The sequence below is a fragment of the Cupriavidus sp. H18C2 genome (assembly GCF_049393795.1).
Taxonomy (GTDB): Bacteria; Pseudomonadota; Gammaproteobacteria; order Burkholderiales; family Burkholderiaceae; genus Cupriavidus; species Cupriavidus pauculus_C.
The window spans coordinates 1544454-1567346 of record NZ_CP186011.1; the positions used below are offsets into that span (position 1 = coordinate 1544454).

Below are 22893 nucleotides of genomic sequence, written 5' to 3' on the forward strand. Positions count from 1 at the left end.
CCTACTGCCCGGTCATGGGCTGGCTGCCCGCGCCGCCGCGCAACGGGCTGCCGGTGGCCATCGTGGTGAAGAATTCCGGCAGCGGATGCGTGAAGCTGCGCATGTAGCGCGCATAGCCCAGCGCGGCCTGGTCGCCGGTCAGCGGCAGCATCGGCCCGGCCTGCGCGCCGCTGCGCTGGATCTCTAGCAGCGTGCGCGTGGTATCGCCCACCGGCACCTCGGCGGCGCGCGCGGCCTCGGGCGCGGGCGGCTGCTGGGCCAGGGCGGGCACGCAAACGGTGGCGGCAATGGCCGTGGCAATCACGGCATGGCAAACGCGCTTCATGGCCGGGCTCCTGCGTTGAGCGCCACGGCCTGCGTGGACGCCGGGTGGATCGTGGTCTGCGGATTGCCGCGCGACGCAGCCTTGTCGCGCAACTGGGCCGCGCGGGCCACGCGGTCCGCTTCCTTGCGGATGGCCGCGCGCGTGGGCTCGGGCATGGCGGCACGCTGCATCATCGCGGTGGCTTCGGTGCGCTTGCCGGTGGCGAGCATCAACACCACCGCGTTGCTGATCGCGCGCGGGTTGTTGGCGTCCAGCTCCAGCGCCTGCATCACCGGCACGCGCGCGTCCTGCAGCGCGCCGCCGCGCATCAGCGCGTAGCCCAGGTCGTTGGCGATCTGCGGGTTGACCGGGTCCAGCGTGGCCGCCTGGCGCAGCGCCACGGCGGCGCGGATGAAATCGCCCTGCCGGCCCAGCACCAGGCCGATGCCATGCTGCGCGCGGGCCGCGCGGTCGGTGTTCAGCAGATCGCGGTACGCCTGCAGCGCCGCGTCGTCCTGGCCGGTCTCGCGCAGCGCGTCGGCGCGCAGCACCTGCAGCGCGGGCGTGGCGCCAAAGCGCTGCTGGAAGGCGTCGATATGGGCCAGCGACGCGTAGTACATGCTTTCCTGCTGCATCTTGCCGATCAGGCCCAGGTAGACGTTCTGGTCGTTGTACTCGGCGCGCGCGGTCTTTTCCTGCAGCTTCGCCAGCTCGATCTGGGCGTCGGCCTGCCGCGCCATGGCCTCGGCGCTGCCGGGCACGCTGGCGCAGCCGCCCAGCAGCGCGCCGGCCGCCACCAGCGCGCTGGCCCACAGGCCACGCGATGTCATCGTCATCTAGGTTCCTCCGTTCATGCGGGCCAGCATCCGGATCACGCCCAGGAAGCCGGGCCCGGCCGTCAGAATCAGCAGCACCGGCAGCAGGCTCACCACCATCACGCCGGTCATCTTGACCGTCAGCCGGCCGATCTTGTCCTTCATGCGCGCCTTGCGCGCCACCTGCAGCCGCTCGCCGAACTGGCGCAGCGGCTCCTGCACGGCGCCGCCGTGCTTGTCCACCTGCGTCAGCAGCGTGATCAGGCTCTTCAGGTCCTCGTCGTCGAACAGCTTGCCGATGCGCTGCAGCGTCTGCTCGCGCGAGCGGCCGGACGCGAACTGCTGGTTCGCGCGCTGCAGCTCGGGCCCCAGCACGCGCAGCATCGTGCCGAATTCGGTGACGATGACCTGCAGGCTCTGGTCCATCGACAGGCCCACACCCTGCAGCAGCCGCAGCATGTCGATCAGCACCGGCAGTTCCTCGGCCACCTGGCGCTGCCGGCTGCCGGCCCACCGGCGCAGGATCAGCTTGGCCAGCAGAAAGGCCAGCGCAAACGTGGCGAAGGTCCACGCAAACGTGGCCGCCATCGGCCCGTCGATGCGCCACAGCAGCACGCCAGCCGCCAGCACCGCCGGCACCACCAGCCGCACGCCGCCAAAGACCGCGCGCGGCTGCACGCCGTAGTAGCCGCACTGCTCCAGCAGCCGCTGTTCCTCGGCCGTCACCACGGCGCGCCCGAGCCGCGACGCGAGCCAGCGCTGGTTGAAGCGCTCGCCAAAAGCATCGCCCAGCCGCGCGCCCAGCCCCGTGGCGGCCGGCTTGCGCGCGGCGTCCTCGGCTGGCTGGGGCGCGTCCTGCGCCAGCGCGGCGGCGGCCGCGGCGGCACGTGCCGACATCTGCGGCGTGGCCGGCGCCGCCGGCTGGGCCGAGGGCTGGCCGGCGGGATGCGGCTGCGCGGCGGCCTGCCGTTCCAGCGCGGCATCGATTGTCCGCGCGGCCACGCGCCGCTGGCGCCACTGCCGTAGCAGCGGCCACGCCAGCATCAGCAGCGCCACGGCGGCTGCCATCAGGCTGGCGGAGATCAGGGTGGTGGCTGGCATCTGCATGGCGCGCCCCTAGATCGACTTGGCCAGCCGGTACAGCATCAGCACGCCTACCACTTCCAGCACAGCCGCGCCCAGCAGCAGGTTGCGGCCCGTGGGGTCCTTCCACATCAGCATCACGTAGCCGGCATTCAGCACGAACAGCCCGCCCGCCACCACCAGCGGCAGCAGGCCCAGCACCCAGGCCGACAGCCGCGTCTCGGCGGACAGCGCCAGCAGCTCGCGCTGGGCTTCCTCGCGGTCGCGCATGAAGGTGGCGGTGCGCTCCATCACCACGTCGGCGCGGCCGCCGTAGCGCTGCGACAGCCGCAGCACCGACGACACGATGACCAGCTCGTCCAGCCGGTACGCGCGGCCCATCTGCAGCACGGCCTGGTCGAGTTCCTTGCCGGCCCGTTGCAGGTGGATGGCCTGCACCAGGCACTGACGCAGCGGCGGCTCGGTGTTGGCCACCGAGTTCTGGAACGCGGCCGGCACGCTGCTGCCGATGGTCATCAGCCGCACCACGCCATCGAGAAAGCCGGGCAGCTGCCGCAGCATCCTGTCGCGTACGCGGCCGATGCGCAGCCACAGCAGGAACGCGGCCAGCGCCACGCCCACCGCAAGCATCGCCACCGCCCCGAGCGCGCCGCCGGCTGCCGCGCCGGCCAGCACCAGGCACAGCAGCGGCACGCCCCAGCGCAGCCACGTGCCGCGCGTGGGCGCGATGTCCGCGCGCCGCATCAGGTCCGCCCAGCGGCGGCGCAGGTCGCGCACATTGCCCTGCGGGCCGGGCTCGGCCGCCGTGGCGTAGCGGGCGCGCACCTGCTCGGTCTGCGCGGCCAGGTGCGCGCGCGACAGCTCGGCCTGGGCGCGCCCCCGGGCCGTGGCCAGCAGCAGCAGGCCCAGCCCCAGCAGCACCAGGGCCATCGCGGCGACGAGAAGGCTGGCGCTAGAGATCAAAGCGATCGTCCAGTCCGAAGTTGGCCGGGCGCATGCGCGCGAGCTTGGGCGAATGGGGCAGGATGCCCAGCGCCTGCCAGCGGTCGCCTTCGGTGCCGTCGGGGTTGGGCACCGGCTCGTGGCGATACAGCTCCTGCGTGGCGATGATGTTGTCGCCCAGCCCGGTGACCTCGGTGATCGACAGGATGCGCCGCCGGCCGTTCGACAGCCGCCCGATCTGCACGATGAAGTCCACCGCGTTGGCAATCTGCCGGCGCAGGCTCACCTCGCTGCCCTGGAAGCCGGCAAAGCCGGCCAGCATCTCCAGCCGGTACAGGCATTCGCGCGGGCTGCTGGCGTGGATCGTGCCCATCGAGCCGTCATGCCCGGTGCTCATGGCCTGCAGCATCTCCAGCACCTCGCCGCCGCGCACCTCGCCCACGATGATGCGGTCCGGCCGCATCCGCAGGCTGTTGCGCAGCAGGTCGCGGATGGTGACCGTGCCGGTGCCCTCGAACCCGCCGGGCCGGCTTTCCAGCCGCACCACGTGCGGGTGGTTCAGCGCCAGCTCGGCCGTGTCCTCGATGGTGATCACGCGCTCGGTCGGCGGGATGAACGTGGCCAGCGCGTTGAGCAGCGACGTCTTGCCCGAACTGGTGCCGCCGCTGACCAGGATGTTGCAGCGCGCCCGCACCGCCGCCTCCAGCAGTTCGGTGATCTCGGGGCTCATCGTGCCCAGCGCCTGCAGGTCGGCCGGCGTCAGCGGGTCCTTGCGGAACTTGCGGATCGACACCACGGGGCCGGCCAGCGCCAGCGGCGGGATGATCACGTTGATGCGGCCGCCGTCGGGCAGCCGCGCGTCGACCATCGGGTTCGATTCATCGAGCCGGCGGCCGATGGGCGCCAGGATGCGCCGCACGATGCGCAGCAGGTGGCCGTTGTCGGCAAACCGCACCGGAATCCGCTCCAGCACGCCGTGGCGCGACACGTAGACGTCCATGTGCCCGTTCACCAGGATGTCCTCCACGGCCACGTCGTGCAGCAGGTCCTCGATCGGGCCAAAGCCGGCCAGCTCCTTGGTCAGCGCCTCGGAGATCTGGTGCAGCTCGGCCTCGTTGATCGGGATGCGGCGCAGCCGCGTGAAGCTTTCGAGCTCCAGGTCGACAAAGCGCTGGATGGCGGAGCGCGACCAGCGGCCGAACTCGGCGCCCAGCTCCTCGATGCGCGTGAGCAGGTGTTCGTGCGCCGCTTCCTTGATCTTGTGGAATTCCTGCGACACAGGAAACGGCGCGGCGGTGTTGTCCGAGAATTCGATCGCTTCGGTCATGTCAGTTCCCCGCCCGCGCGGTGCGCGCGACACGCAGCGTCTCGGGCAGCTTTTGCTTGATCCGGGCCAGGATGCCGCGCTCGGGCGCCTGGCCCGCGCGGTAGCCCAGCCGGTCCATCAGCGCGCCCAGCGCGCGCACGTACGGGTCCGCCGGCGCGTCGTCGGCCAGCACCACGCCACGGTTGGCCGCCTGCACCAGCGCCGCGCGCCGCTCCGGCAGCGTATCGACCGACGCCACGCCGATGCGCTCGGCCATCTGCGCGGCGTCCACGCCCAGCGCGTCGTCGAAGCGCGACACCAGCAGGTGCAGGTCTGGCCGCTCGATCTCGCGCTTCTTCAGCTCGTGCAGCAGCTCGGCGGCCGAGACGATGGCGCCCACGCTCTGCTCGGCCACCATCACCACGGCGTCGGCGGCCTTGACGATCTGCGACATGAACTCGGCGTTCGAGAAGCCGCCCAGGTCGATCACCTGGAGGTCGAAGAACGCGCGCAGGCGGTCCAGCAGCGCCAGCGCCTCGGAGAACGACACGTCGCGCAGTTCGGACAGCGTGGCCGGCAGCGGCAGCACCGACACGCCGTTGGCATGGCGCGCCAGCGCGGTATCGACGAACACCTGGTCGAAGCGGCGCAGGTTGCGCACGGCCTCGACAAAGTGGAATTCGGGCGCGATGTTCATGTGCAGCGCGCCGTCGCGCGCGGGCAGGCCCAGGTCCAGCAGCAGTACCTCGGCGCTGGCGCGCTGGCGCACCGCCGCGGCCAGGTTGACCGCCACGCTGGTCACGCCCACGCCGGCGCGCGCGCCGAGCAGCGCCACGATGCGGCCATGCCGGTGCGCGGGCGTCACGGCGCGCACCTGCGCGCGCGGCACCATCAGGCGGCGCACGGCATGCGTGGCCTGCGACGGCGCGCCGCGCAGGTCGATGAAATCGCGCACGCCGGCGCGCAGCGCGGCCAGCATCGCGTCGGAATCCCCCGCGTGGCCCACGGCCACCAGCGGCAACTGCGGGAACAGCCGCGCCACCTGCTCGGCCAGCCGGGCCGACGCCTGCGCCTGCGACGCCGAGAAGTCGAGAAAGACCAGCCCCGGCCGCAGCTCCGAGATCTGCTCGACAAAGGCTTCCTGCGCGCCTTCCTCGGTCACCAGCGTGCCGGCGCCGTCGAGCGCCTGCTCCAGCCAGAGCCGCACGTCTTCTCGCGGGGTATTCAGCAGGAAGGCATCCATCGGTGTGATTCGCTCCATCTGCGCTACCGCGAAAAGCCGGGCAGCGTCGGGTCTGCGTATTCGCCCAGCACGAAGCGGCCCCAGACGTTGGGGCTGGCGGTCGTGCGGCCGTCCTTGGCCACGTTCGCCGCCACCTGCGAATCGCGGGCCAGCGGCTTGACCAGGTGTGGCGTGACCACGATCATCAGCTCGCGGTCCTCCTGGTGGAAATTGAGGTTCTTGAAGAAGCTGCCCAGGATCGGCAAATCGCCCAGGAACGGCACCTTGCTCACGTTGCTGACCGTGTTGCGGCTGACCAGCCCGCCGATCACGAAGCTCTCGCCGTCGCCCAGCTCCACCGTGGTGTCCGCGCGCCGCGTGACGATGGCGGGCACCGACGCGCCGTTGATGCTGATGCCGCGCGACGGGTCGAGGTCGCTGGCCTCGGGCGCCACCTTCAGCGCGATGCGCTCCTTCGACACCACCGTGGGCGACACCGTCAGCCCGATGCCGAATGGCTTGAACTGGATGGTCGTCGTGCCCAGCGCCTGTGGCACCGGGATCGGGATCTCGCCGCCCGCCAGAAAGCTCGCGCTCTGGCCGGACAGCGCCACCAGGCTCGGCTCCGCCAGCACGCGCACCAGCCCGTTGGCCTCCAGCAGGCTCAGGTTGGCGAAGATGCCCTCCTTGGCCCACGCGGCCACCAGGTTGAACGCGCTGCCGATCGGCAACGTGCCCTCGAAGCTTGGCTGCGGGCCGATCGTGGTCTTGGTCAGCGACGTGGGGCTGAACTGGCCGAACGTGAAGCCGCCGCTGCTCTTGATGAAGTTGAAGCCCACCTCCTTCAGGATGGTCTTGCTGATCTCCACGACCTTCACGTCCACCTGCACCGTGTTCGATACGGGCACCACCGAGCGGTCGACCACCACGCCGCCCTTGCCGTCCGGCCCGGCCACCGCGGCGCGCGCGGCCTGCTGCGTGCGGGCGGCGGCCGCGGCGTCGGGCGATTCGCCACGAATGGCGGCGCCCACCGCCGACAGGTCCACGCTGGCGCCGCCGGCATCGGGCGACACGGCATCCACCTGCACCGTGTACGTGACCGGCGCCGCGTTGCGGGTCCAAAGCATCACGTCGGTCACGCCGGGCTTCCTGGCCACCACCAGCACGGTCGGCGGGCCGCTGCGCGCCTTGAGCAGCAGTGCATCAGCCACGGCCGGGTTGCCCACGGCCACGCGCTCCAGCGGCTGGCCGGGGCGGATCTCCTGCTGCGCGCCGGCCATCAGGCGCAACGTGCGCGCGGCGCCTGGCGACGGAACCGCCGCCGTGTTCTCCTGGGCCGCCACCGGGTGCGGCGCCGTCATCGGTATCGACGTCATCGCCAGCAGGGCGATGGTGACCACGCGCCGGCCGATCCGGCCGGTATTGCCTCGGGCTGTCATGGGTTTGGGCATGCCCTGTTGTCCGTTATTCGATCGCTCGCTTGCCGGCGCGGATCACTTCCACGCCGACGGGGTTGTCCTGGGGCTCGCGCCGCGTGGCCGGGGCCGCCGGCACCGGTGCCGGCAGCGGGCGGGGAGGCTGCGCCGTGGTGCGCGGGGTCGGCGCGGCATTCGGGCCGGCCAGTCCGACCAGGCTGATGCCGGCGGCGGCGCGGTCCACCGGCGACCGCTGGGCCTCGGCCGGCACGCCGGCGCGCGCCGGCAGCACGGCCGGCGGTTCGGCATACATGCCGTCGCTGGGGATCGACGGATCGGCCGGGTTGCGCAGCGCCAGCACCAGCCGGCCGGCCTGCTGCGCCATCGCCAGCTTGCCCACCTGGTCCACCGGCACCGACAGCACCGCCGTCTTGGCGCCCTCGCGGCGCGCCATCATCTGCTCGGCCTGCACCTTGCGGGTATCGCTGACGCTGCCGCTGCCGTAGGCCAGCACGCGCAGGTGAGACAGCAGCAGGCGGCTCTGGCTTTCGCCAATCTCCTGGCTGTCGCGGCGCAGCGTCACGAACACGTCGACGAAATCGCCGGGCTGCACCTGGTGGCCCACGCCGATCACCTCGTCCACGGCCACGGCCAGCGCGCGTTCGCCATCGGGAATCTGCCGCGCCAGCCCGGACAGCAACTGGCCTTCGAGCACGGGCACGTTGGCGCCCAGGTTGACCACCGGCACCTGCCCCACCACGCGCGCGGCGTCCTGGTAGGCGCCGGCCGGGTCGATCGGCAGCTCCATGACCGCCAGCGCGTCGGCCGTCAGCGGCTTGCCCGCTTCCACGGCGCGCGTGGTGACCACCACGGCGTGGGCCGGCCTGGCCTTGGCATGCGGAATGGCGACCGACTGCGTGCGCGCCACCTGCCACGCCATGACCGCCAGCAGCGCGGCCAGTACCAGCAGCACGATGGCAAGGATCCTTATCTGTTTGCTGCTCATGTGGCCTCAGAGATCGGGAGAAAGCTGCACGACGGCGGCGCCGGTCAGCGTGCCGGGCACGGGGACCAGCGGGATGACCGGCAGGAGCGCGCGGGTGGGAAGGTTCAGCGTGACCTGCACGCATTGCGTGCCGGCCGGGGCGGTACAGGCCACGGGCTGGGCCACGGCGCCGTCACCGATCTGCGCGGCGATGGCCTCCGGCAGCGTGTTGCGTGCGGCCAGGTTGGCGGCGCTCACGCGCAGGTCGAGCGTATCGGCCAGCGTGCCGCCGTTGACGGCGAGCGGATAACGCAAGGCAGCCCGCGCACCCTCCTGGGCGGCGAGCGTCAGTACCTGCTGCAGTGCCAGCACCACGCCGTAGTAGACGATGCCCAGCACCACTGCCAACAGCAGCGGAAACACCAGCGCAAACTCCACCGCGGCCACGCCACGCGCGCGCCGCTGGTTCGCGTTCCCCCGTAAAGCCATGCTTCACCCGATTCGTCTTGCATTGGCGACACACGACACCGCGCTCCAGGCGCCGGCATTGCTGCGCGGCGCCCGGCTAGCGGCGTGCCCGGTGGGCGTACTGCGTTGATGCGCGACTTGGAACCACTCTTACCGTTCTTGCCTGGCCGTCCGTCAGTGCCTGCGGCCAGTGCCTACCGCTACCACTTCCGCCACTGCTTCAGACAGGCGCGCGAGCGCCCGCCACGGCTGGCATGACTGCCAGCACGTTGAACCGGTTGCTTCAGGTGCGTCCGGCCGGAGCCGGATGGGTCAAAAAATGGTGTGTGTGCGCGAATCCGCGGGCGCTCAGGGGGCGAACCAGCCCGCGATGCGGCCGGCCAGGGTATTGAACCCGGCGCCGAGGTTGGTGCCCATCAAGCCGACTCCGGCTGCGATGGCGATGGAGATGAGGCCCACGATCAGGCCATATTCGATGGCAGTGGCTCCCCGTTGGGTCTTGCCATGGCGCGCCAGTTTCTTTTGCATGATCTCACTCCCGAAAGTGTCTACCCTGCACGGATATCCAGCGGTACGACCTGACCCCTGTTCCTCTGCCATCTGTGCCGGGCGCAAGCCCGGCGTGGCGTTTTTTATGTGTGAAACCGCTGGTGCAAACATTTATAAGACAACGCATGTCTCAACCATACCCCCCGTTCGAGCTATGGCTGTTTCAGCTTAAAGGCGGACAGACGTTTGAAACAATGTCGGCCCGCCTTCCGACTTCGGGATGACCCTGAGCCGAATTGTTAAAGAGCGCGCAATAAAGGCGGTGTGCCGTGCGGCAGCCTGCACGTATTGCTGCAGGCGGACGCACGGCACGAAATAAAAGGATGCGCCGCGCGGGGTAAGGACGACAGCGCACCGTAAAGTAGCCGGCGCGGATGACAGGGAAAATCCCGAGTCGTCCGCGATAAAGGTTTGCAGCTCAGTGGCGCGTCAGCCCGCCCAGCAGGCCAGTAACGGGGGCGAGCGGACTGGCGGTGGTCCCGCCCGATGCGGCGCCGCTCGTGGCACCGGTCAGGCCGCTCGTGACCGTGGTCAGCAGGCCTGTGACCGGCGCCAGCGGATTGCTGCCGCCGGTGCTGCCGCCCGCCGCGCCACCCACCGATCCCAGCAGGCCGGTGACCGGTGCCAGCGGGCTGCTGCCGCCCGTGCCGCCGCCCGTGCCGCCCAGCGGCAGGTTGTTGAGCAGTCCACCGAGCGGATTGCCGCCCGTGGCGCCGTTGTGGTTCAGCAGCACGCCGGCCACCGCAACGGTCTGGCCGGTCTGGTTCACCACGCCGCCCAGCGGCGAGACGATCGGCGTGTTGGTGTTGGCGATCATGCTGCCCGCCGTGGCGACGGTATTGCCGAGCTTGGTCAGCAGGTTGTCGACGGGCACGCCGAGCCCGGTGGCGCCGCCCACGGTCTGCGTGGCGTTGGTGAGCTGCGTGGTCAGTGGCACGATGACCTTGCTGGTGCTGCCGGTGAGCTGCGCCACGGGGCCCGTGGACAGCGTCTCGCCCAGCTTGCCGCCCAACGTCATCACGCCCTGTCCCACGGTCTGCACGAGTCCGCCGGCAGGATTGGTCACGGCCGACAGCGGCGAGAGCTGGTCCGTGCCGACGGCCTTGACGAGATCGCCCGCGCTGACCACCGTGGCGCCCGCCTGCGTGACGACGTTGCCGGTGTTGGCCACGGTCACGCCCACGGGGTTGTCCACCGCGCCGATCTGGCCCAGGCCGTCGCGCACGCCGGTGCCCAGCGTGGCCACGGTCTGGCCCGCCTCGATCACCACGTCGCCGGTGGCGTTCTTCGCATTGGTCGGCACCAGCGGCAGGTTCGTGTCCTTGATCTGCTGGCCGATCTGGCTCACCGCATTGCCGGTGGCCACCACGGTGTTGCCCGCGCCTTCCACCACCTTGCCCGTGGGCGTGGTTGCCGCGGTGGGCTGCGGGTTGTCGGTGCCGGGATTGGTCGGGGTGCCCGGCGTGGCGGGGCTGGGGCTGCCGCCACTGGACCCGCCCGAGGCGCAGCCGGCCAGCAGGGCCACCATCGCCGCGCAGGCGATGGCCATCATGTTCAAGGGGCGCGTCGGCTTGGTTGCTTGCATGTCCTGATCTCCTTTTCGATGTGCTGGGCGTGGCCCGCTGTCTTCCCGCGCATATCGCCGCGACCCGTTCGGCGGCTGGGTGATGCGTCGTGGCTGCGGACCGGAAGCGCAAGCGGTATGCCAGGCTCAATCGCGTGTTCGATACAGGCGCGCCGCGTGCCTGTGCCCCGGCCGGAGACCGTTGCCGGGCAAGGCTTTCGGGCACGCGGCGGGCCCCGGCAGCAAGCGTTGGCGCGATGGCCGCACGGTGTTACGTGCTACGTAACGTGTTCCCGCACCGCCCGTTACACCGGACACCGGCCGCCCCGCCCGCGCGCGCGGCATCGCACCCCGCGCCGTTCCCTCCGCGTCACCGTGCGTTACGTAACACGTAACGCGAAACACGCGGCCCGCCGCACCCGGCCGCTTCATGCGCGCGTTTGACCGATCGGCCGCAAACCCTTGCGGCACGCGCGTTTGCGCGCGGCATCCCCTGCTTGCGCGGGGTCTGGCGCCGACATGGCCCAACCACTGGCACACCGCTTGCGCAAGCCATGACAGACGCGGCACGCCACAGGCATCGCAACAGAGACGATCCACAGCGTGTCCGTGAACCTGGTCGGGAAAATCTGAAAAAGGAAATGGTCATGCGCAAGGCACAACTTTCGGCGAAGCAATGCTTCGTCACGGCATTGCTGGGGTCCCTGCTGGCACTGGGCGGCTGCGCCAGCGGCAGCGGTTCGACGTCGATGGGCACCAGCGGCGCGGGTGGGAGCAGCGGCGCCGGCGGGTCGAACAGCACCGCCACCACGGGCGGCGGCACCGACACCGCCAGCAACGGCGGCCAGCCCAACGGTGGGCAGCCCAACGGTGGGCAGCCCAACGGCGGCAACCCGAACGACGGCAACAACAGCGGCACCACGCCCGCGCTGACGCCGACCGGCGCCATCGTCAACAACGCGGGCGGCATCATCGGCGGCGTGGCCGATACCGTCACCGGCGTGGGCGAGGCCATCAAGGACGCCAACGTGCCGGTCGTCTCCGTGCAGACCAAGGACGGGCTGGCCGGCGTGGTGACGTCGATCGGTGGCGCGGTGGGCGCGCTGGGCACCGGCGTGCAATCCGGCCTGGGCAGCATGCCCAATGCCACGAACCCGGTGGGAAGCACGGTGGCCAGCACGGGCGGCGTGGTCAGCCAGCTTGGTAACGCCGTGACCAGCGCCGGCAGCGCGGTCACGGGCCTGGGCAGCGGCCCGCTGGCGCCGCTGGGCGCGGTCACGACGCCGCTGGGCGGCGTGGTCTCGCAGGTGGGCGGCGCGGTGAACAACCTTGGCGGGCAACTGGGCACCGCGCTCTCGACGGGTCCGGTCGAACAGCTCACGTCGAGCGTCAGCAAGGCCATCGTGCCGCTGACGTCGACGCTGACCAGCAGCACGCAATCGCTGGGCGCAGCCACGGGCCTGGGCCAGCCGGTCAACAACCTGCTTGCCACCGTGGGCGGCGCGCTGGCGACGGCCGGCTCGCAACTGACCAGCACCAACACGCCGGTGGTGTCGGGCGTGGGCGGCATCGTCACGGGCACCGGCAACACGGTGGCCGCGGTGGGCGGCGTCGTGAATGGCCCGGCGGGCAGCACCGGCAGCCCGCTGGCGCCGGTGACCGGCCTCGTGGCCGGACTGACCGGCGGCCTGACCAGTGCCACCGGCGGCGCGGCCAGCCCGCTCGCCCCGGTCACGGGCCTGGTCAATACAGTCACCAGCGGCCTGACCAGCGCCACGGGCGGCAGCACGGCAAGCCCGCTGGCGCCGGTGACCGGCCTGGTCAGCGGCATTGCCAACGGCGCCACCGGTGCGCTGTCGGGGGCCACGGGCGGCGCGGGCGGCAGCACCGCCAGCCCGCTCGCACCGGTCACCGGGCTGGTGGCCGGCCTGACTGGCGGCAACGCCCCGGCCACTAGCGGCGGCACCACGCCGACGACGGGCGGCACCAAGCCCGCCAGCCCGCTGGCCCCGGTCACGGGGCTGGTGGGCGGACTCGTCGGCGGCCTGACCGGCGCGCTCGGCGGCAAGCGATAGCGGCAAGGGGCGCCCGCGCGCCCCGCATCAAGCAAGCGTTGCGGCCACGCAGGGGCGGCAGGGGAGCGGCACCTCTCCCGCCCGTGGCACGCCACCACATAGCCGCAAAGCAGGTTTCCATCGAGGGGTAACACCATGCGTACACGCGAGAGCGTTGCCGCGCTGCTGGTCGGCGTCGGCCTCTTCCATAGCGGGCTGTCCCATGCGGAGCGCGGCCCGGTGCAGGGCGATCCCACGCAGACGCTGCCCAGCATCGCACCCAGCAAACCCGCCCAGAGCAACGTGACCGTGCAGGTGGAGCGGCCCGATTCGGCGCTGCAGAACCTGCTGGCGTCGCGGCTGACACCGCGGCATTTCCAGATCGAAGGCGCCCGGACGCTGCCGTTCGACCAGATCGCGGCAAAATTCACCCCGCTGGCCAACCGCGAGATCACGGTGGCCGAGCTGCTGCAGGCCGCGGAATCCGTCACGCAGATGTACAGGGACGCGGGCTACCCGCTGTCGTTCGCGTTCGTGCCGGCGCAGGCGTTCGAGAACGGCAACGTGCTGATCACCGTGGTGGAGGGCTACGTGGCCAACATCACGGTCAAGGGCAAGCCCGGCCCGGCCGAGGGGCGGCTACGCAAGATCGCCGAGCAGTTGAAGAAGGACCGCCCGCTGCGGCAGGAAAGCTTCGAGCACTACGTGAACGTGCTGGCCCAGCAGCCCGGCATGCAGGTCAACGCCACCGTGCAGCCGCCGACCACCACCGACGGCGCGTGCGACATGGTGCTGGAGGTCAAGCGCAAGCCGTTCACGTTCGGCACCGGCGTGGAATGGATGTCGCCGGGCGTGCGGGCCATCGCCACGGCCACCACCAACAGCCTGACGCCGCTGGGCGAGCAGCTGTCGTTCTCGACGCTGTTCCCAAAGGGCCGCGACAACGAGGAGTACTACTCGGCCACCTACGCGCAGCCGCTGGGCACCGAGGGGATGCTGGCCCGGCTCACGGCGTCGCACTACCGCGGCGTGCCCGAGAACAACGCGCTGGCGCCGATCGGGTTCGAGTCGCGCTACGTCAACGATTCCAAGCGGCTGGGCGGCACGCTGAGCTATCCGGTGATCCTGAACAACCGTCACGCGCTGACGCTGACCGGCGGCTTCTACGCCAACAACCAGTTCGAGCGCTACACGCAGGCCGTGCAGCCCGGCGCCGGCCGGCAGGTGGAACTGGCCACGAGCGTGCGCGTGGCGACGGCCGAGGCGTCGTACCTGCAGCGCGGCACGGGCGTGACGCGCAATGCCACGCTGGGCTTCTACAAGGGCATCGACGGACTGGGCGCGAGCCGGCAGAACAACCTCAACGACCTGAGCTTCTTCCGCACGCGGCTGCTGCTGTCGCAGGCCAGCGACCTGCCGTTCGGCTTCGGCATGGCGCTGTCTGCGGCGGGCCAGTACAGCGCCAACCGGCTGGCGTCGAGCGAGCAGATCAGCTTTGGCGGCCGGTTCTTCGGGCTGGGCTACCCGGCTGGCGAGGTGGCGGGCGACAAGGGCTGGGGCGCATCGGCCGAGCTGAACCGGCTGTTCACGGTGGATTTCACGTACCTGAAGACGCTGCAGCCGTTTCTGGTGGCGGACATGGCGCGCGTGTACTCGAACAGCGTGTCGCTGTCGCACCGGACGCTGCAGTCGCTGGCTATCGGCCTGCGCTTCTCGGACCGGCGCTACTACACGATGGACGTGTCGGTGGCCCAGCCCGTGGGCGACAGGCCGACCAACGCCAGCCACCGCTCGCCGCGCATCAACCTGCTCTGGTCGTACCAGTTCGACTGAAGCGGCGCGCGGCCGGGGCGGCAGGCGGGCGCGGCCCGGTCAGTTCACGCGGAAGCCGATCTTGAGCGTGACCTGGAAATGGCCGACCTTGCCGTCCTGCACATGGCCGCGCGTCTCGACGACTTCGAACCAGTCGATGTGCTTGATGGTCTCGGCGGCCTTGGCCAGCGCGTTGCGGATGGCCTGGTCGCTGCCATCGGGCGAGGATCCAACGATTTCCACGAGCTTGTAGGTGTGATCGGTCATGCGGGCCTCCTGGGGTCTGGCGTGGGGAGATGCGGCGATGCAGCGCGGGTGCCGCGGCGGTGCGTGCCTTCATCATAAGCACCAGCCCTGTCGAGTCCCAAGACGGGCCGCAGGTTCCCGATCAAGCTGCCGCGCGTTTCCGGTTGCGGGATCGGCGCGGCGCCTGTTACGCTGCGGGCCCTCGATTTCCCGTCACTCCCCTGTAACCTGATGTTTCTTTCCTTGCTTCCCTGCCGCCGGCTGGCCGTTGCCGGCATTGCCGGACTGCTGGCCGTCGTGGGCGCCGCCCAGGCCCGCACCACATCCATGCTGGACCGTGCCGTCGATGCGCTGACCACGCCGCGCGCCCAGTCCACGCCGTTCGCCAGCGGCAGCACCTACACGCTGTGCTTCGTGCCGGACGGCCCGAGCTGCCAGGACATGATCGTCGACGCCATCCACCGCACGCGCAAGAGGCTGCTGATCCAGGCGTACTCGTTCACCAGCACCCCGATTGCCAAGGCCGTGGCCGAGGCCCACCAGCGCGGCGTGGACGTGCGCGTGATCGTGGACAAGAGCCAGGCGTCTGAGCGCTACACGAGCGCCACCTTCCTCAAGAACGCGGGCATCCAGGTGGTGGTCGATACCAAGCCGGCCATCGCCCACAACAAGGTGATGGTGTTCGACGACCAGGCCGTGTTCACGGGGTCGTTCAATTTCACCAAGTCGGCCCAGGAACGTAACGCGGAGAACGGCATGCTGATCCGTGGCGACAGCGCCGTGGTGCGCGCCTATACCGACAACTGGCGCACGCGCTTCGACAAGTCGTCGGCGTACTGAGCGTGCCGGGGCGCGGCGGCCGGGTGTCCCGCGCCTCTCTTTTGCCGTCAACGGCACGAATGCGGGCATAACCGCCCGCTGTTCCGCGCATCCCCCGGACGCTTCCCGCAGGAAGATCAGTCAAACGCCGACAGACGCCTCCTGTGCCGTGGTGTGTACTTCAGGTACCGAGCGAGGATGCCGCGGCAGGCTGCATGTCCAGGCCTGCGTCTCTGACAGTTCCCTGCCCCGTGGTCAGCGCCATGCGCGCGCATCCCGCCCATTCCGGCAGGAGGAAGCGATGCAAGCACGAAACACTTCGATGGGCCGCATGGCGCGCCAATGGTGCGCCGTGGGTGCCGCCGCCGCGGCGTTGGGCATCTCGATGGCCGCCCACGCCGACATGCGGACCGACACGGCCGGCCCGTTCACCTACGTCTGTGGCGGCGTGGCCGCCGACGAGCAGGCGCAGATGAACAGCGAGGCCCGCAACTACGACATGGGCCTGCTGTTCACCCAGGGCACCCGGGGCGAGTACCTCTCGGATGTCAACGTCAAGCTGATGCGCGACGGCCAGCAGGTGGCGGAATTCAAGGCCACCGGCCCGCGTTGCCTGATCAAGGGGCCGCGTGCGTCGTACCAGGTGGTGGCGACGTTCGAGGGCAAGTCAAAGCAGACGACGCTGAGCCCGGGCGAGAAGAATGTACAGCTTCGCTGGTAGCGCGCGAGGCTGAAGAGCGAGTCAAGCAGTCCTGAGCCGCCAGTTCGCTGGCGGCCGCCATGCCGGCTACCCCTCCCGCGGGTGCCGGCATATTTTTTTGTCGGGCGGTGTTCGGCCAGGGGCCTGCACGATCGCCATGGCGGTGGCACACTTGGCGGCTGCCGGGCGCGCCGCCCGTCTCGACCAACCTCCTGGAGTGCCCGACCATGACCACGATCCCCAACAGCCGCTGGATCCGCATCGACACCGACGCCGGCAGCTTCGACGCCTACCTGAGCCTGCCGCCCGGCGGCAAGAAGCCCGGCAACCCGGGCATCGTGCTGATCCAGGAGATCTTTGGCGTCAACGAGCACATCCGCTCGGTGGCCGACCAGTACGCGGCCGACGGCTACGTGGTGCTGTCGCCGGACGTGTTCTGGCGCACCGGCCCGCGCGTGGAGCTGGGCTACAGCGGCAAGGACTGGGAGCGCGCGATGGAACTGCGCAAGGCCGTGAACCTGGAGGATACGGTGGGCGACGTCGCGGCCACCGTGCAGGCGCTGCGCGCCGAGATTGGCGAAGGCGGCAAGGTGGCGGCCGTGGGCTACTGCTTTGGCGGCCTGGTGTCGTACCTGGCCGCGGCGCGCGGCCTGGTGGACGCCGCCGTGCCCTATTACGGCGGCGGCATCCAGAACCAGTTGCACGAGGCGGCCGCGCTCAACGTGCCCGTGCAGTTCCACTACGGCGCGCTGGACGCCCATATCAAGCCCGACGACGTGGAGCAGGTGCGCCAGGCCGTGGCCGGCAAGCGCGGCACCGAGGTGCTGATCTACGACCAGGCCGACCACGGCTTCAACTGCTGGGCGCGCGAATCCTACAACCAGCGCGCGGCCGCGCTGGCGCATGGCCGCGCGCTGACGTTCCTGGTCAACGCGCTGGCCTGAGCGCCGGTCAGTACGGCATCGCCACGCCGTTCTGGATGCGGACGCGGTCGCCGATGCGCATGTTGTACGGGCTGCCCTGCGTCAGCGTGAGGTAGCCGTTGTCCTGCGTGCGCACCCGCACGCGGAACGCCGCCGGGGCGGTGCTGGTGCGTTTTTCCACCTCATTGCCGGCCAGCGCGCCGGCCACGGCACCGCCGATGGTAGCCACCGTATTGCCCCGGCCGCCGCCGATCTGGTGGCCCAGCAAGCCCCCGGCCACGCCGCCCAGCACCGCGCCGACGCCGCTGGCGTTGGCCGGCTGCCCGCCCACCTGTTCGATCGATTCCACCCAGCCGTAGCGCACCGCGTACGGGTCGCTGTAGCCGCCGTTGGTGCTGGCGCCGTCATAGGCGCCGTAGCTGCCGCCCTGCGCCGGTTGCGGATAGCCGTACTGGTCGTAGCCGGGCTGTTGCGGATAGGACGACGTGGCGGGGTACGGCGACGACTGCGGATAGCCCGGCGCGCCGCTGATCTGCGTGCCGGACGTACCGTAACCGGTGTTGTAGCCGTTGTTGTAGCCGCCGTTGTAGGCCGGGTTGCCGTAGGCGCCCTGGTAGCCGGCGGTCTGGTAGCCGGTCTGGTAGCCCGTGCCATAGCCATCGCCGTAGCCCGCGCCGTAGGGCGCGGCGCAACCGGCCAGCGTACCGGCAGCCAGGACGGCCAGGGCGAGCGTGCGGACGGCCGGGCGGATCGAGATGGACATGGTGGGGACTCCTGCGACGTTGCGCGTATCTGTGATGCGCGGGAGTCTAGTGCCGCGCCATGGCGGCAGGTGTCACCGGAGATTGTGATGGGTAACCGGCTGTAACGCCCCGGCCGGCGGCCCCGCTGGCGGCCTCAGCCGCGCTCGGCCTCGTCGTCGTTGAAGGCCGTGATCCGGGCCACGCGGAACGTGTTGCGCAGGGACTGCAGCTCGGCCCGGTGCAGCGCGGCCAGCCGGTTCAGGCATCGCTCGCCCTTGGCCAGCAGGTGGATCTGCACCACGCGCCGGTCGTCGGGATGCACGCGACGCGCCACCAGCCCCGCGGCCTCGCAGCGGTTGACCAGCGCCACCACGCCATGCTGCTTGGCCTGCAGCCGCTCGGCCAGTTCGCCCACGGACGCCCAGTTCTTGTCCCGGCTGCCGCGGATATGGAGCATCAGCACGTACTGCTGCACCGTCACGCCCTCGGCCTGCGCAGCTTCCTCTGAAAACCGCAGGAAGCGGCGCAACTGGTAGCGGAAATCGGACAGCGCCTCGAAGTCCTGTTTGGTCAGTGCGGTGTCGGGGGAAGACTTCGCGGAAGCAGGCTGGCGGGCCATAGGGGCTGTTCGTGGGCGCGGGTGGATCGGACAAGGCGCCCATTATATGGCGTCGCCGTACGGCCATCCGGTGTGCTGGCGCGCATACGGGCCCTATTTTCCACGGAGCCCGGCCGGCGCGGTATGGCAGAATCTGTGCGGTCGTCGACACCTTGTCGCCCCCCCTAACGTCTTCAAAGGGAAAGCCGCCCGATGTTCATGGAAATCTTCCTGTTCCTGCTGGATACCGTCTTCACGCTGTTCGGCATGGCCCTGCTGCTGCGGCTGTGGATGCAGCTCACCCGGCTGCCGTCGCGCAACCCGGTGTCGCAGGGCGTGTTCCAGGTGACCGACTGGATCGTGCGCCCGCTGCGCCGCATCATCCCCGGCATCGGCGGCGTGGACTGGGCCACGGTGCTGGCCGCCTACCTGACGGCCGTGGCCTTCCTGGTCTGCCGCGCGCTGCTGCTGGACGCCGACCCCATCGCCTTCCTGCCCGCCATCCTGGCGCTGGCGCTGCTGACGATGCTGAAGTGGGGCATCACGATGGTAATGTGGGTGACGCTGCTGATGGCCGTGCTGTCGTGGCTCAACCCGCAGTCGCCGCTGGCCGGCCCGATCTGGCACCTGACCGCGCCGCTGCTGCGTCCGATCCAGCGCGTGATGCCGCGCCTGGGTGGCTTCGACCTCTCACCGCTGGTGCTGTTCGTCGTCGCGCAAATTTTGCTGATGCTGATCGCCGGCGTGAGCCGGGGCGTGGTGTAAGCGACCGCTAACCCTACAACCCCGGCGGGCAAACGATCGCCGGGGTTGCCGGAAATCCCGTCCTAGGGTTTTCCCGTACTGTTCACGCTACTGGACAGTGTGTCGAGAAATCGACCTTTTTCATGCTGTGGCCGACGCCTACATTACAGCCACCGCGGGCCACGACCCGCGATCTTTGCCATAAGTCGGAACAGCACAACCATGAAGAAGACCCTCGCCCTCTCCCTGCTCTGCGCCCTCGGCCTGTCGGTCGGCGCCACCGCCGCCCAGGCTTCGCAGCCCATTTCTGACCTTGCCCGCCTGGATGGCAGCATCGGCCGCAAGATCGACCCGTACCTGGACGGCGCGCGCGGCGTGACTGAAAAGCGTGACGTGTACACCGAAGGTTCGCGCAGCGTGACCGACAAGCGCGACGTGTACTCGGAAGGCGCCCGTGGCGTGACCGAACAGCGCGACGCCTTTACCGAAGGCGCCTGATCGCCCGCTCCCCCGGCCTCGCCACTTCCCCCGGCGAGGCTTGCCGGCAGGGTGCTCCCCCTGTCCTTGCCGGGCCCCTCATCCAGTTCCCCCGCCATACCCGCAGCGCCCCCGGCACCTATCCCGCCGGATGTCCCGCGTCGCCCAGATCTCCCAGGTCCGCCCCCATCATCGATTCGATGGCTTCCATGAACGCCCGCACCTTGCGCGGCTGGAGCCGGCGGTCCGGCAGCAGCGCGAACACGCGCAGCGGTGGCAGCGGATAGTCGGGCATGACGCGCACGAGCCGGCCCTGCGCGATCTCGGTCTCGGCCGCCGTCATCGGCACGCGGGCGATGCCCAGCCCGGCCAGCGCGGCCTGCATCCGCAGTTCGGCGTTGTAGGTCTGCATGCGCGGCCGGATGGGCACGGCGATGCGCTGCCCGTGACGCGAGAATTCCCAGACGGAGACGCCCGGCGTGGCCAGCGTCGGCATGTTGGACAGGTCCTCGGGCTGCATCTGCGCCGGCAGGCTGGCGGCCAGGCTCGGCGCGGCCACCAGGCCCCGCTCGACGTTCCAGATGCGGCGCGCGATGGTGCCCGAATCCGGCAGTTCGGTATCGACGGTCACGAACGCGATGTCAAAGCCCTCGCGGATCGGATCGACGAGCCCCTGGGCGATTTCCACGGTGATGTCCAGCGCCGGATGCGCGGCCAGCGTCCGGCAGATCACGCCGCCAAGCTGCTGGGCGCCGAATTCGTAAGGCGTGGCGATGCGCAGCATGCCCTGCACGCGTTCCTCGCGCGCCAGCGTTTCCTGGCGGATCTCGCGCAGCCGCGCAAACAGCGGCGCCACGTCGCGATAGACCGCGCCGCCCGCATCGGTCAGCCGCATGCGGCGCGTGGTGCGCTCCAGCAGCTTGGCGCCGATGGCCGTTTCCAGCCGGATCACCGCCGCCGATACCCGTGACTTCGGACAGTCCAGCGCGGCCGCCGCCGCCGTGAATGTCCCCTGTTCCACCACACAGCAGAACGCCTCCCAGTCATTCCACTGGATTGTCTCGCTCACCGGACCCATTCCCCTTGTCAGACACCGTTGTCGGCGGCCGCCTGTCGGGGCCCTGTCGCCGCCGCGTGCCGCCACGCATCGACCGCACATTATGCGGCAGAGCCGATTGTGCCGGCCAAGGTTGCCCCGGACTGGCAAAGCAGGCACATTTCCTCTACCCTTTCGGCCTTCCAAGCCTCTGCCACCCTTTCCAGACCCATGGCGCATCCTGCCGATCCCGCTACGACCCGCGCGCCCGCTGCCGGTACGACGGAAAAGCCGAGCGACAGCTACGTGCAATCGTTCGCGCGCGGCCTGTCGGTGATCCGCGCCTTCGACGCCGCCCATCCGGCCCAGACGCTGACCGAGATTGCGCAGGCCAGCGGCCTGACCCGGGCCGGCGCGCGGCGCATCCTGCTGACGCTGGTGGGGCTGGGCTATGTGCAGAACGATGGCCGGCTGTTCCGCCTGACGCCGAAGATCCTGGACCTGGGGTTCGCGTACCTGACGTCGATGCCGTTCTGGAACCTGGCCGAGCCGGTCATGGAGGCGCTGTCGCAGTCGGTGCACGAAAGCTGCTCGATCTCCGTGCTGGACGGCACCGAGATCGTCTACGTGCTGCGCGTGCCGGCGCGCAAGATCATGACGATCAACCTGTCGATCGGCAGCCGGCTGCCGGCCTATTGCTCGTCGATGGGCCGCGTGCTGCTGTCCGGCCTGGACGACGCCGAGCTGGACCGCGTACTCCAGGCGTCAGACCTGCAGCCGCGCACGCGCCGCACGGTTACCGACATCGACCAGTTGAAGCGGATGGTCGCCGACATCCGCAGCCGGGGCTGGGCCCAGAACGACCAGGAACTGGAGGAAGGGCTGGTGTCGCTGGCGGCGCCGATCCGCAGCCGCACCGGGCAGGTGATTGCCGCGCTGAACATCAGCGGGCAGGCCAACCGCACCAGCGCGCAGGAGATGGTCGACCGCTTCCTGCCACCGCTGCTGGAGGCGGCCGGCAAGATCTCGGCGATGGTGAGCCTGCGGACCTGAGCGGTCCGGCGCGCTAGCGGGGCCCGGTGCGGGGTTCCCAGGACACCGCCACATCCCCCTTGACGAAGGTCTGGCACGCCATGCGATAGCCGGCGCGCAGGTCGTCGTCGGTCAGGTGCTTGCGCTCCTTGGGCTTGACCGCGTCCGTATGTTCCAGCCCCTGCTCGATCCGGCACTTGCACGTGCCGCAGATGCCGCCGCCACACTTGAACGGAATGCCGCCCTGCTCGCGCAGCGACACGCGCAGCAGGTTGCTGTTCTCGGGCGCGTTCACGGTCTTGCCCTGGTTGGTCACGAACGTGATGGCGACCATGCGCGCCGGCGCCGGTGGCGCGACATCGGCCGCATCCGGGGTGTTCGGGGTGGTCGGGGCGATGGCAGCGTCGGAGTCGGCCCGCATCATATTTTCCTTATCGAGAGGTCCATGCTGCCGAAGCGCGCCAGCTTGTGCAGCGCGTCGTGGGCGGCGGCGAGCGTGTCGAAACGCTCCAGGAACCGGGTTGGCACGTGGTTGACCACGGGCGCAGGGTCGTCAGGGCCCGCCGGGCCGGATTCGTCGATCACGCGCACCTTGACGATGGCGTCGCGCGGCGCCGTCAGCTCGGCAATCACGAACACGGCCTTGGGCCGGCCGTAGAACAGGTATTCCCAGGTCTCGCGCGGCTCCACGCCGGGCACGGGCTCGGTGCGGAACTGGCCCGGCTTGCTGGTCAGGATCACGAACATGTCAGGCCGCCAGCGCTTCCTGTTCCAGCTCGATGTCGTGCGTGAGCCAGATCTGGCACGCCAGCCGGAATCCCTGGTCCAGCCGCTCGCCAAGCTGCTTCTTTTCCTTCCAGTTCGGCGGCGGCAGGTGCTCGGCGCCGGCCAGCACCCGGCACGCGCACTTCGAGCACTTGCCCATGCCGCATTCGTAGCGCAGGTTCGGATACGGGAACTGCTTGATCCCGGCACGCACGACCAGGTTGGTGTCGGGCTTCACCTCGTCGGTGAACACCTGTCCGTTCTTGTGGAAGACGACTTTCGGCATAGCAA

The 22893-nt window shown here is 70.1% G+C and carries 26 protein-coding genes; 8 read left to right on the plus strand and 18 right to left on the minus strand.

The annotated features are described in order from the left end of the window. Nucleotide 1: 1 nt before the first annotated feature. The 11 genes from EPAKOI_RS23510 to EPAKOI_RS23560 form a co-directional block, all read right to left on the minus strand. On the minus strand, nt 2-325 hold the full coding sequence (locus EPAKOI_RS23510) for a DUF3613 domain-containing protein (protein WP_423193851.1): 324 nt from the start codon (nt 323-325) through the stop codon (nt 2-4). After that, a complete protein-coding gene (locus EPAKOI_RS23515) occupies nt 322-1140 on the minus strand; it encodes a tetratricopeptide repeat protein (RefSeq protein WP_423193852.1) in 819 nt (272 codons plus the stop codon). The genes EPAKOI_RS23510 and EPAKOI_RS23515 overlap by 4 nt, the downstream gene beginning before the upstream one ends. Further along, complete coding sequence (locus EPAKOI_RS23520; protein ID WP_423193853.1) at nt 1141-2220, minus strand: type II secretion system F family protein; 1080 nt, start codon at nt 2218-2220, stop codon at nt 1141-1143. A 15-nt stretch (nt 2221-2235) separates the two neighbouring features. Next, nucleotides 2236-3162, minus strand: a complete 927-nt coding sequence (locus EPAKOI_RS23525) for a type II secretion system F family protein (protein ID WP_423194566.1) — start codon at nt 3160-3162, stop codon at nt 2236-2238. Continuing rightward, the gene (locus tag EPAKOI_RS23530; RefSeq protein WP_124685930.1) at nt 3155-4471 is read right to left on the minus strand and encodes a CpaF family protein; all 1317 of its coding nucleotides are present in this window, start codon (nt 4469-4471) and stop codon (nt 3155-3157) included. The genes EPAKOI_RS23525 and EPAKOI_RS23530 overlap by 8 nt, the downstream gene beginning before the upstream one ends. 1 nt (nt 4472) lies before the next feature. Continuing rightward, complete coding sequence (locus EPAKOI_RS23535; protein ID WP_124686737.1) at nt 4473-5693, minus strand: response regulator; 1221 nt, start codon at nt 5691-5693, stop codon at nt 4473-4475. A 23-nt stretch (nt 5694-5716) separates the two neighbouring features. Then, a complete protein-coding gene (locus EPAKOI_RS23540) occupies nt 5717-7111 on the minus strand; it encodes a type II and III secretion system protein family protein (protein WP_124686736.1) in 1395 nt (464 codons plus the stop codon). Nucleotides 7112-7136: 25 nt separating this feature from the next. Next, nucleotides 7137-8093: a Flp pilus assembly protein CpaB gene (gene cpaB, locus EPAKOI_RS23545; protein WP_423193854.1), complete on the minus strand. Its 957-nt coding sequence runs from the start codon at nt 8091-8093 to the stop codon at nt 7137-7139. Between the two features lie 6 nt (nt 8094-8099). Next, a complete protein-coding gene (locus tag EPAKOI_RS23550) occupies nt 8100-8561 on the minus strand; it encodes a TadE/TadG family type IV pilus assembly protein (protein ID WP_124685928.1) in 462 nt (153 codons plus the stop codon). A 327-nt stretch (nt 8562-8888) separates the two neighbouring features. Next, nucleotides 8889-9068, minus strand: a complete 180-nt coding sequence (locus EPAKOI_RS23555; protein ID WP_124685927.1) for a Flp family type IVb pilin — start codon at nt 9066-9068, stop codon at nt 8889-8891. Nucleotides 9069-9507: 439 nt separating this feature from the next. Continuing rightward, on the minus strand, nt 9508-10674 hold the full coding sequence (locus tag EPAKOI_RS23560; protein ID WP_423193855.1) for a collagen-like triple helix repeat-containing protein: 1167 nt from the start codon (nt 10672-10674) through the stop codon (nt 9508-9510). A 626-nt stretch (nt 10675-11300) separates the two neighbouring features. Here EPAKOI_RS23560 and EPAKOI_RS23565 point away from each other — a divergent pair. Beyond that, nucleotides 11301-12728, plus strand: coding sequence for a collagen-like triple helix repeat-containing protein (locus tag EPAKOI_RS23565; RefSeq protein WP_423193856.1), 1428 nt, complete (start codon nt 11301-11303; stop codon nt 12726-12728). A 135-nt stretch (nt 12729-12863) separates the two neighbouring features. Further along, complete coding sequence (locus EPAKOI_RS23570; protein WP_423193857.1) at nt 12864-14540, plus strand: ShlB/FhaC/HecB family hemolysin secretion/activation protein; 1677 nt, start codon at nt 12864-12866, stop codon at nt 14538-14540. 39 nt (nt 14541-14579) lie between these two features. On the opposite strand, the gene EPAKOI_RS23575 is transcribed toward EPAKOI_RS23570, so the two are convergent. Continuing rightward, nucleotides 14580-14786, minus strand: a complete 207-nt coding sequence (locus tag EPAKOI_RS23575; RefSeq protein WP_124685923.1) for a dodecin — start codon at nt 14784-14786, stop codon at nt 14580-14582. 210 nt (nt 14787-14996) lie between these two features. Between EPAKOI_RS23575 and EPAKOI_RS23580 the strand changes: the two genes are divergently transcribed. The 3 genes from EPAKOI_RS23580 (at nt 14997) to EPAKOI_RS23590 (ending at nt 17228) form a co-directional block, all read left to right on the plus strand. Next, on the plus strand, nt 14997-15605 hold the full coding sequence (locus EPAKOI_RS23580; RefSeq protein WP_216643993.1) for a phospholipase D family protein: 609 nt from the start codon (nt 14997-14999) through the stop codon (nt 15603-15605). Between the two features lie 280 nt (nt 15606-15885). Beyond that, a complete protein-coding gene (locus tag EPAKOI_RS23585; protein WP_124685922.1) occupies nt 15886-16305 on the plus strand; it encodes a hypothetical protein in 420 nt (139 codons plus the stop codon). A 206-nt stretch (nt 16306-16511) separates the two neighbouring features. After that, nucleotides 16512-17228 (plus strand): dienelactone hydrolase family protein, encoded by a 717-nt coding sequence (locus tag EPAKOI_RS23590; protein WP_423193858.1) that lies wholly within the window; start codon nt 16512-16514, stop codon nt 17226-17228. A 7-nt stretch (nt 17229-17235) separates the two neighbouring features. Here the strand turns inward: EPAKOI_RS23590 and EPAKOI_RS23595 are convergent, their stop codons facing one another. Beyond that, nucleotides 17236-17970 (minus strand): glycine zipper 2TM domain-containing protein, encoded by a 735-nt coding sequence (locus EPAKOI_RS23595; RefSeq protein ID WP_423193859.1) that lies wholly within the window; start codon nt 17968-17970, stop codon nt 17236-17238. Between the two features lie 134 nt (nt 17971-18104). Continuing rightward, nucleotides 18105-18569 (minus strand): MarR family winged helix-turn-helix transcriptional regulator, encoded by a 465-nt coding sequence (locus EPAKOI_RS23600; RefSeq protein ID WP_124685919.1) that lies wholly within the window; start codon nt 18567-18569, stop codon nt 18105-18107. Between the two features lie 192 nt (nt 18570-18761). On the opposite strand from EPAKOI_RS23600, the gene EPAKOI_RS23605 reads away from it, so the two are divergent. Both EPAKOI_RS23605 and EPAKOI_RS23610 read left to right on the plus strand, forming a co-directional pair. Beyond that, nucleotides 18762-19313, plus strand: coding sequence for a YggT family protein (locus EPAKOI_RS23605; protein WP_124685918.1), 552 nt, complete (start codon nt 18762-18764; stop codon nt 19311-19313). A gap of 201 nt (nt 19314-19514) precedes the next feature. Continuing rightward, a complete protein-coding gene (locus tag EPAKOI_RS23610; RefSeq protein WP_313838566.1) occupies nt 19515-19790 on the plus strand; it encodes a hypothetical protein in 276 nt (91 codons plus the stop codon). Between the two features lie 118 nt (nt 19791-19908). On the opposite strand, the gene EPAKOI_RS23615 is transcribed toward EPAKOI_RS23610, so the two are convergent. Next, complete coding sequence (locus EPAKOI_RS23615) at nt 19909-20838, minus strand: LysR family transcriptional regulator (protein WP_124685916.1); 930 nt, start codon at nt 20836-20838, stop codon at nt 19909-19911. A gap of 198 nt (nt 20839-21036) precedes the next feature. On the opposite strand from EPAKOI_RS23615, the gene EPAKOI_RS23620 reads away from it, so the two are divergent. Then, the gene (locus tag EPAKOI_RS23620; RefSeq protein WP_423193860.1) at nt 21037-21858 is read left to right on the plus strand and encodes an IclR family transcriptional regulator; all 822 of its coding nucleotides are present in this window, start codon (nt 21037-21039) and stop codon (nt 21856-21858) included. A 13-nt stretch (nt 21859-21871) separates the two neighbouring features. On the opposite strand, the gene EPAKOI_RS23625 is transcribed toward EPAKOI_RS23620, so the two are convergent. The 3 genes from EPAKOI_RS23625 to EPAKOI_RS23635 form a co-directional block, all read right to left on the minus strand. After that, nucleotides 21872-22171 carry a 2Fe-2S iron-sulfur cluster-binding protein gene (locus EPAKOI_RS23625; protein ID WP_124686734.1) on the minus strand — a complete coding sequence of 100 codons (300 nt, stop codon included), beginning with the start codon at nt 22169-22171 and terminating at the stop codon, nt 21872-21874. An 86-nt stretch (nt 22172-22257) separates the two neighbouring features. Continuing rightward, nucleotides 22258-22584, minus strand: a complete 327-nt coding sequence (locus EPAKOI_RS23630; protein WP_423193861.1) for a ferredoxin — start codon at nt 22582-22584, stop codon at nt 22258-22260. A gap of 1 nt (nt 22585) precedes the next feature. After that, on the minus strand, nt 22586-22888 hold the full coding sequence (locus EPAKOI_RS23635; RefSeq protein WP_124685913.1) for a 2Fe-2S iron-sulfur cluster-binding protein: 303 nt from the start codon (nt 22886-22888) through the stop codon (nt 22586-22588). Nucleotides 22889-22893 lie beyond the last annotated feature (5 nt).

Coding starts and splice junctions, on each gene's coding strand:
- EPAKOI_RS23580 (WP_216643993.1), top strand. CDS start 14,997: ATGTTTCTTTCCTTGCTTCCCTGCCGCCGGCTGGCCGTTGCCGGCATT.
- EPAKOI_RS23520 (WP_423193853.1), bottom strand. CDS start 2,220: ATGCCAGCCACCACCCTGATCTCCGCCAGCCTGATGGCAGCCGCCGTG.
- EPAKOI_RS23510 (WP_423193851.1), bottom strand. CDS start 325: ATGAAGCGCGTTTGCCATGCCGTGATTGCCACGGCCATTGCCGCCACC.
- EPAKOI_RS23590 (WP_423193858.1), top strand. CDS start 16,512: ATGACCACGATCCCCAACAGCCGCTGGATCCGCATCGACACCGACGCC.
- EPAKOI_RS23620 (WP_423193860.1), top strand. CDS start 21,037: ATGGCGCATCCTGCCGATCCCGCTACGACCCGCGCGCCCGCTGCCGGT.
- EPAKOI_RS23595 (WP_423193859.1), bottom strand. CDS start 17,970: ATGTCCATCTCGATCCGCCCGGCCGTCCGCACGCTCGCCCTGGCCGTC.
- EPAKOI_RS23585 (WP_124685922.1), top strand. CDS start 15,886: ATGCAAGCACGAAACACTTCGATGGGCCGCATGGCGCGCCAATGGTGC.
- EPAKOI_RS23570 (WP_423193857.1), top strand. CDS start 12,864: ATGCGTACACGCGAGAGCGTTGCCGCGCTGCTGGTCGGCGTCGGCCTC.
- cpaB (WP_423193854.1), bottom strand. CDS start 8,093: ATGAGCAGCAAACAGATAAGGATCCTTGCCATCGTGCTGCTGGTACTG.
- EPAKOI_RS23635 (WP_124685913.1), bottom strand. CDS start 22,888: ATGCCGAAAGTCGTCTTCCACAAGAACGGACAGGTGTTCACCGACGAG.
- EPAKOI_RS23605 (WP_124685918.1), top strand. CDS start 18,762: ATGTTCATGGAAATCTTCCTGTTCCTGCTGGATACCGTCTTCACGCTG.
- EPAKOI_RS23575 (WP_124685923.1), bottom strand. CDS start 14,786: ATGACCGATCACACCTACAAGCTCGTGGAAATCGTTGGATCCTCGCCC.
- EPAKOI_RS23565 (WP_423193856.1), top strand. CDS start 11,301: ATGCGCAAGGCACAACTTTCGGCGAAGCAATGCTTCGTCACGGCATTG.
- EPAKOI_RS23610 (WP_313838566.1), top strand. CDS start 19,515: ATGAAGAAGACCCTCGCCCTCTCCCTGCTCTGCGCCCTCGGCCTGTCG.
- EPAKOI_RS23625 (WP_124686734.1), bottom strand. CDS start 22,171: ATGGTCGCCATCACGTTCGTGACCAACCAGGGCAAGACCGTGAACGCG.
- EPAKOI_RS23555 (WP_124685927.1), bottom strand. CDS start 9,068: ATGCAAAAGAAACTGGCGCGCCATGGCAAGACCCAACGGGGAGCCACT.
- EPAKOI_RS23540 (WP_124686736.1), bottom strand. CDS start 7,111: ATGACAGCCCGAGGCAATACCGGCCGGATCGGCCGGCGCGTGGTCACC.
- EPAKOI_RS23550 (WP_124685928.1), bottom strand. CDS start 8,561: ATGGCTTTACGGGGGAACGCGAACCAGCGGCGCGCGCGTGGCGTGGCC.
- EPAKOI_RS23560 (WP_423193855.1), bottom strand. CDS start 10,674: ATGCAAGCAACCAAGCCGACGCGCCCCTTGAACATGATGGCCATCGCC.
- EPAKOI_RS23515 (WP_423193852.1), bottom strand. CDS start 1,140: ATGACGATGACATCGCGTGGCCTGTGGGCCAGCGCGCTGGTGGCGGCC.
- EPAKOI_RS23530 (WP_124685930.1), bottom strand. CDS start 4,471: ATGACCGAAGCGATCGAATTCTCGGACAACACCGCCGCGCCGTTTCCT.
- EPAKOI_RS23600 (WP_124685919.1), bottom strand. CDS start 18,569: ATGGCCCGCCAGCCTGCTTCCGCGAAGTCTTCCCCCGACACCGCACTG.
- EPAKOI_RS23630 (WP_423193861.1), bottom strand. CDS start 22,584: ATGTTCGTGATCCTGACCAGCAAGCCGGGCCAGTTCCGCACCGAGCCC.
- EPAKOI_RS23535 (WP_124686737.1), bottom strand. CDS start 5,693: ATGGATGCCTTCCTGCTGAATACCCCGCGAGAAGACGTGCGGCTCTGG.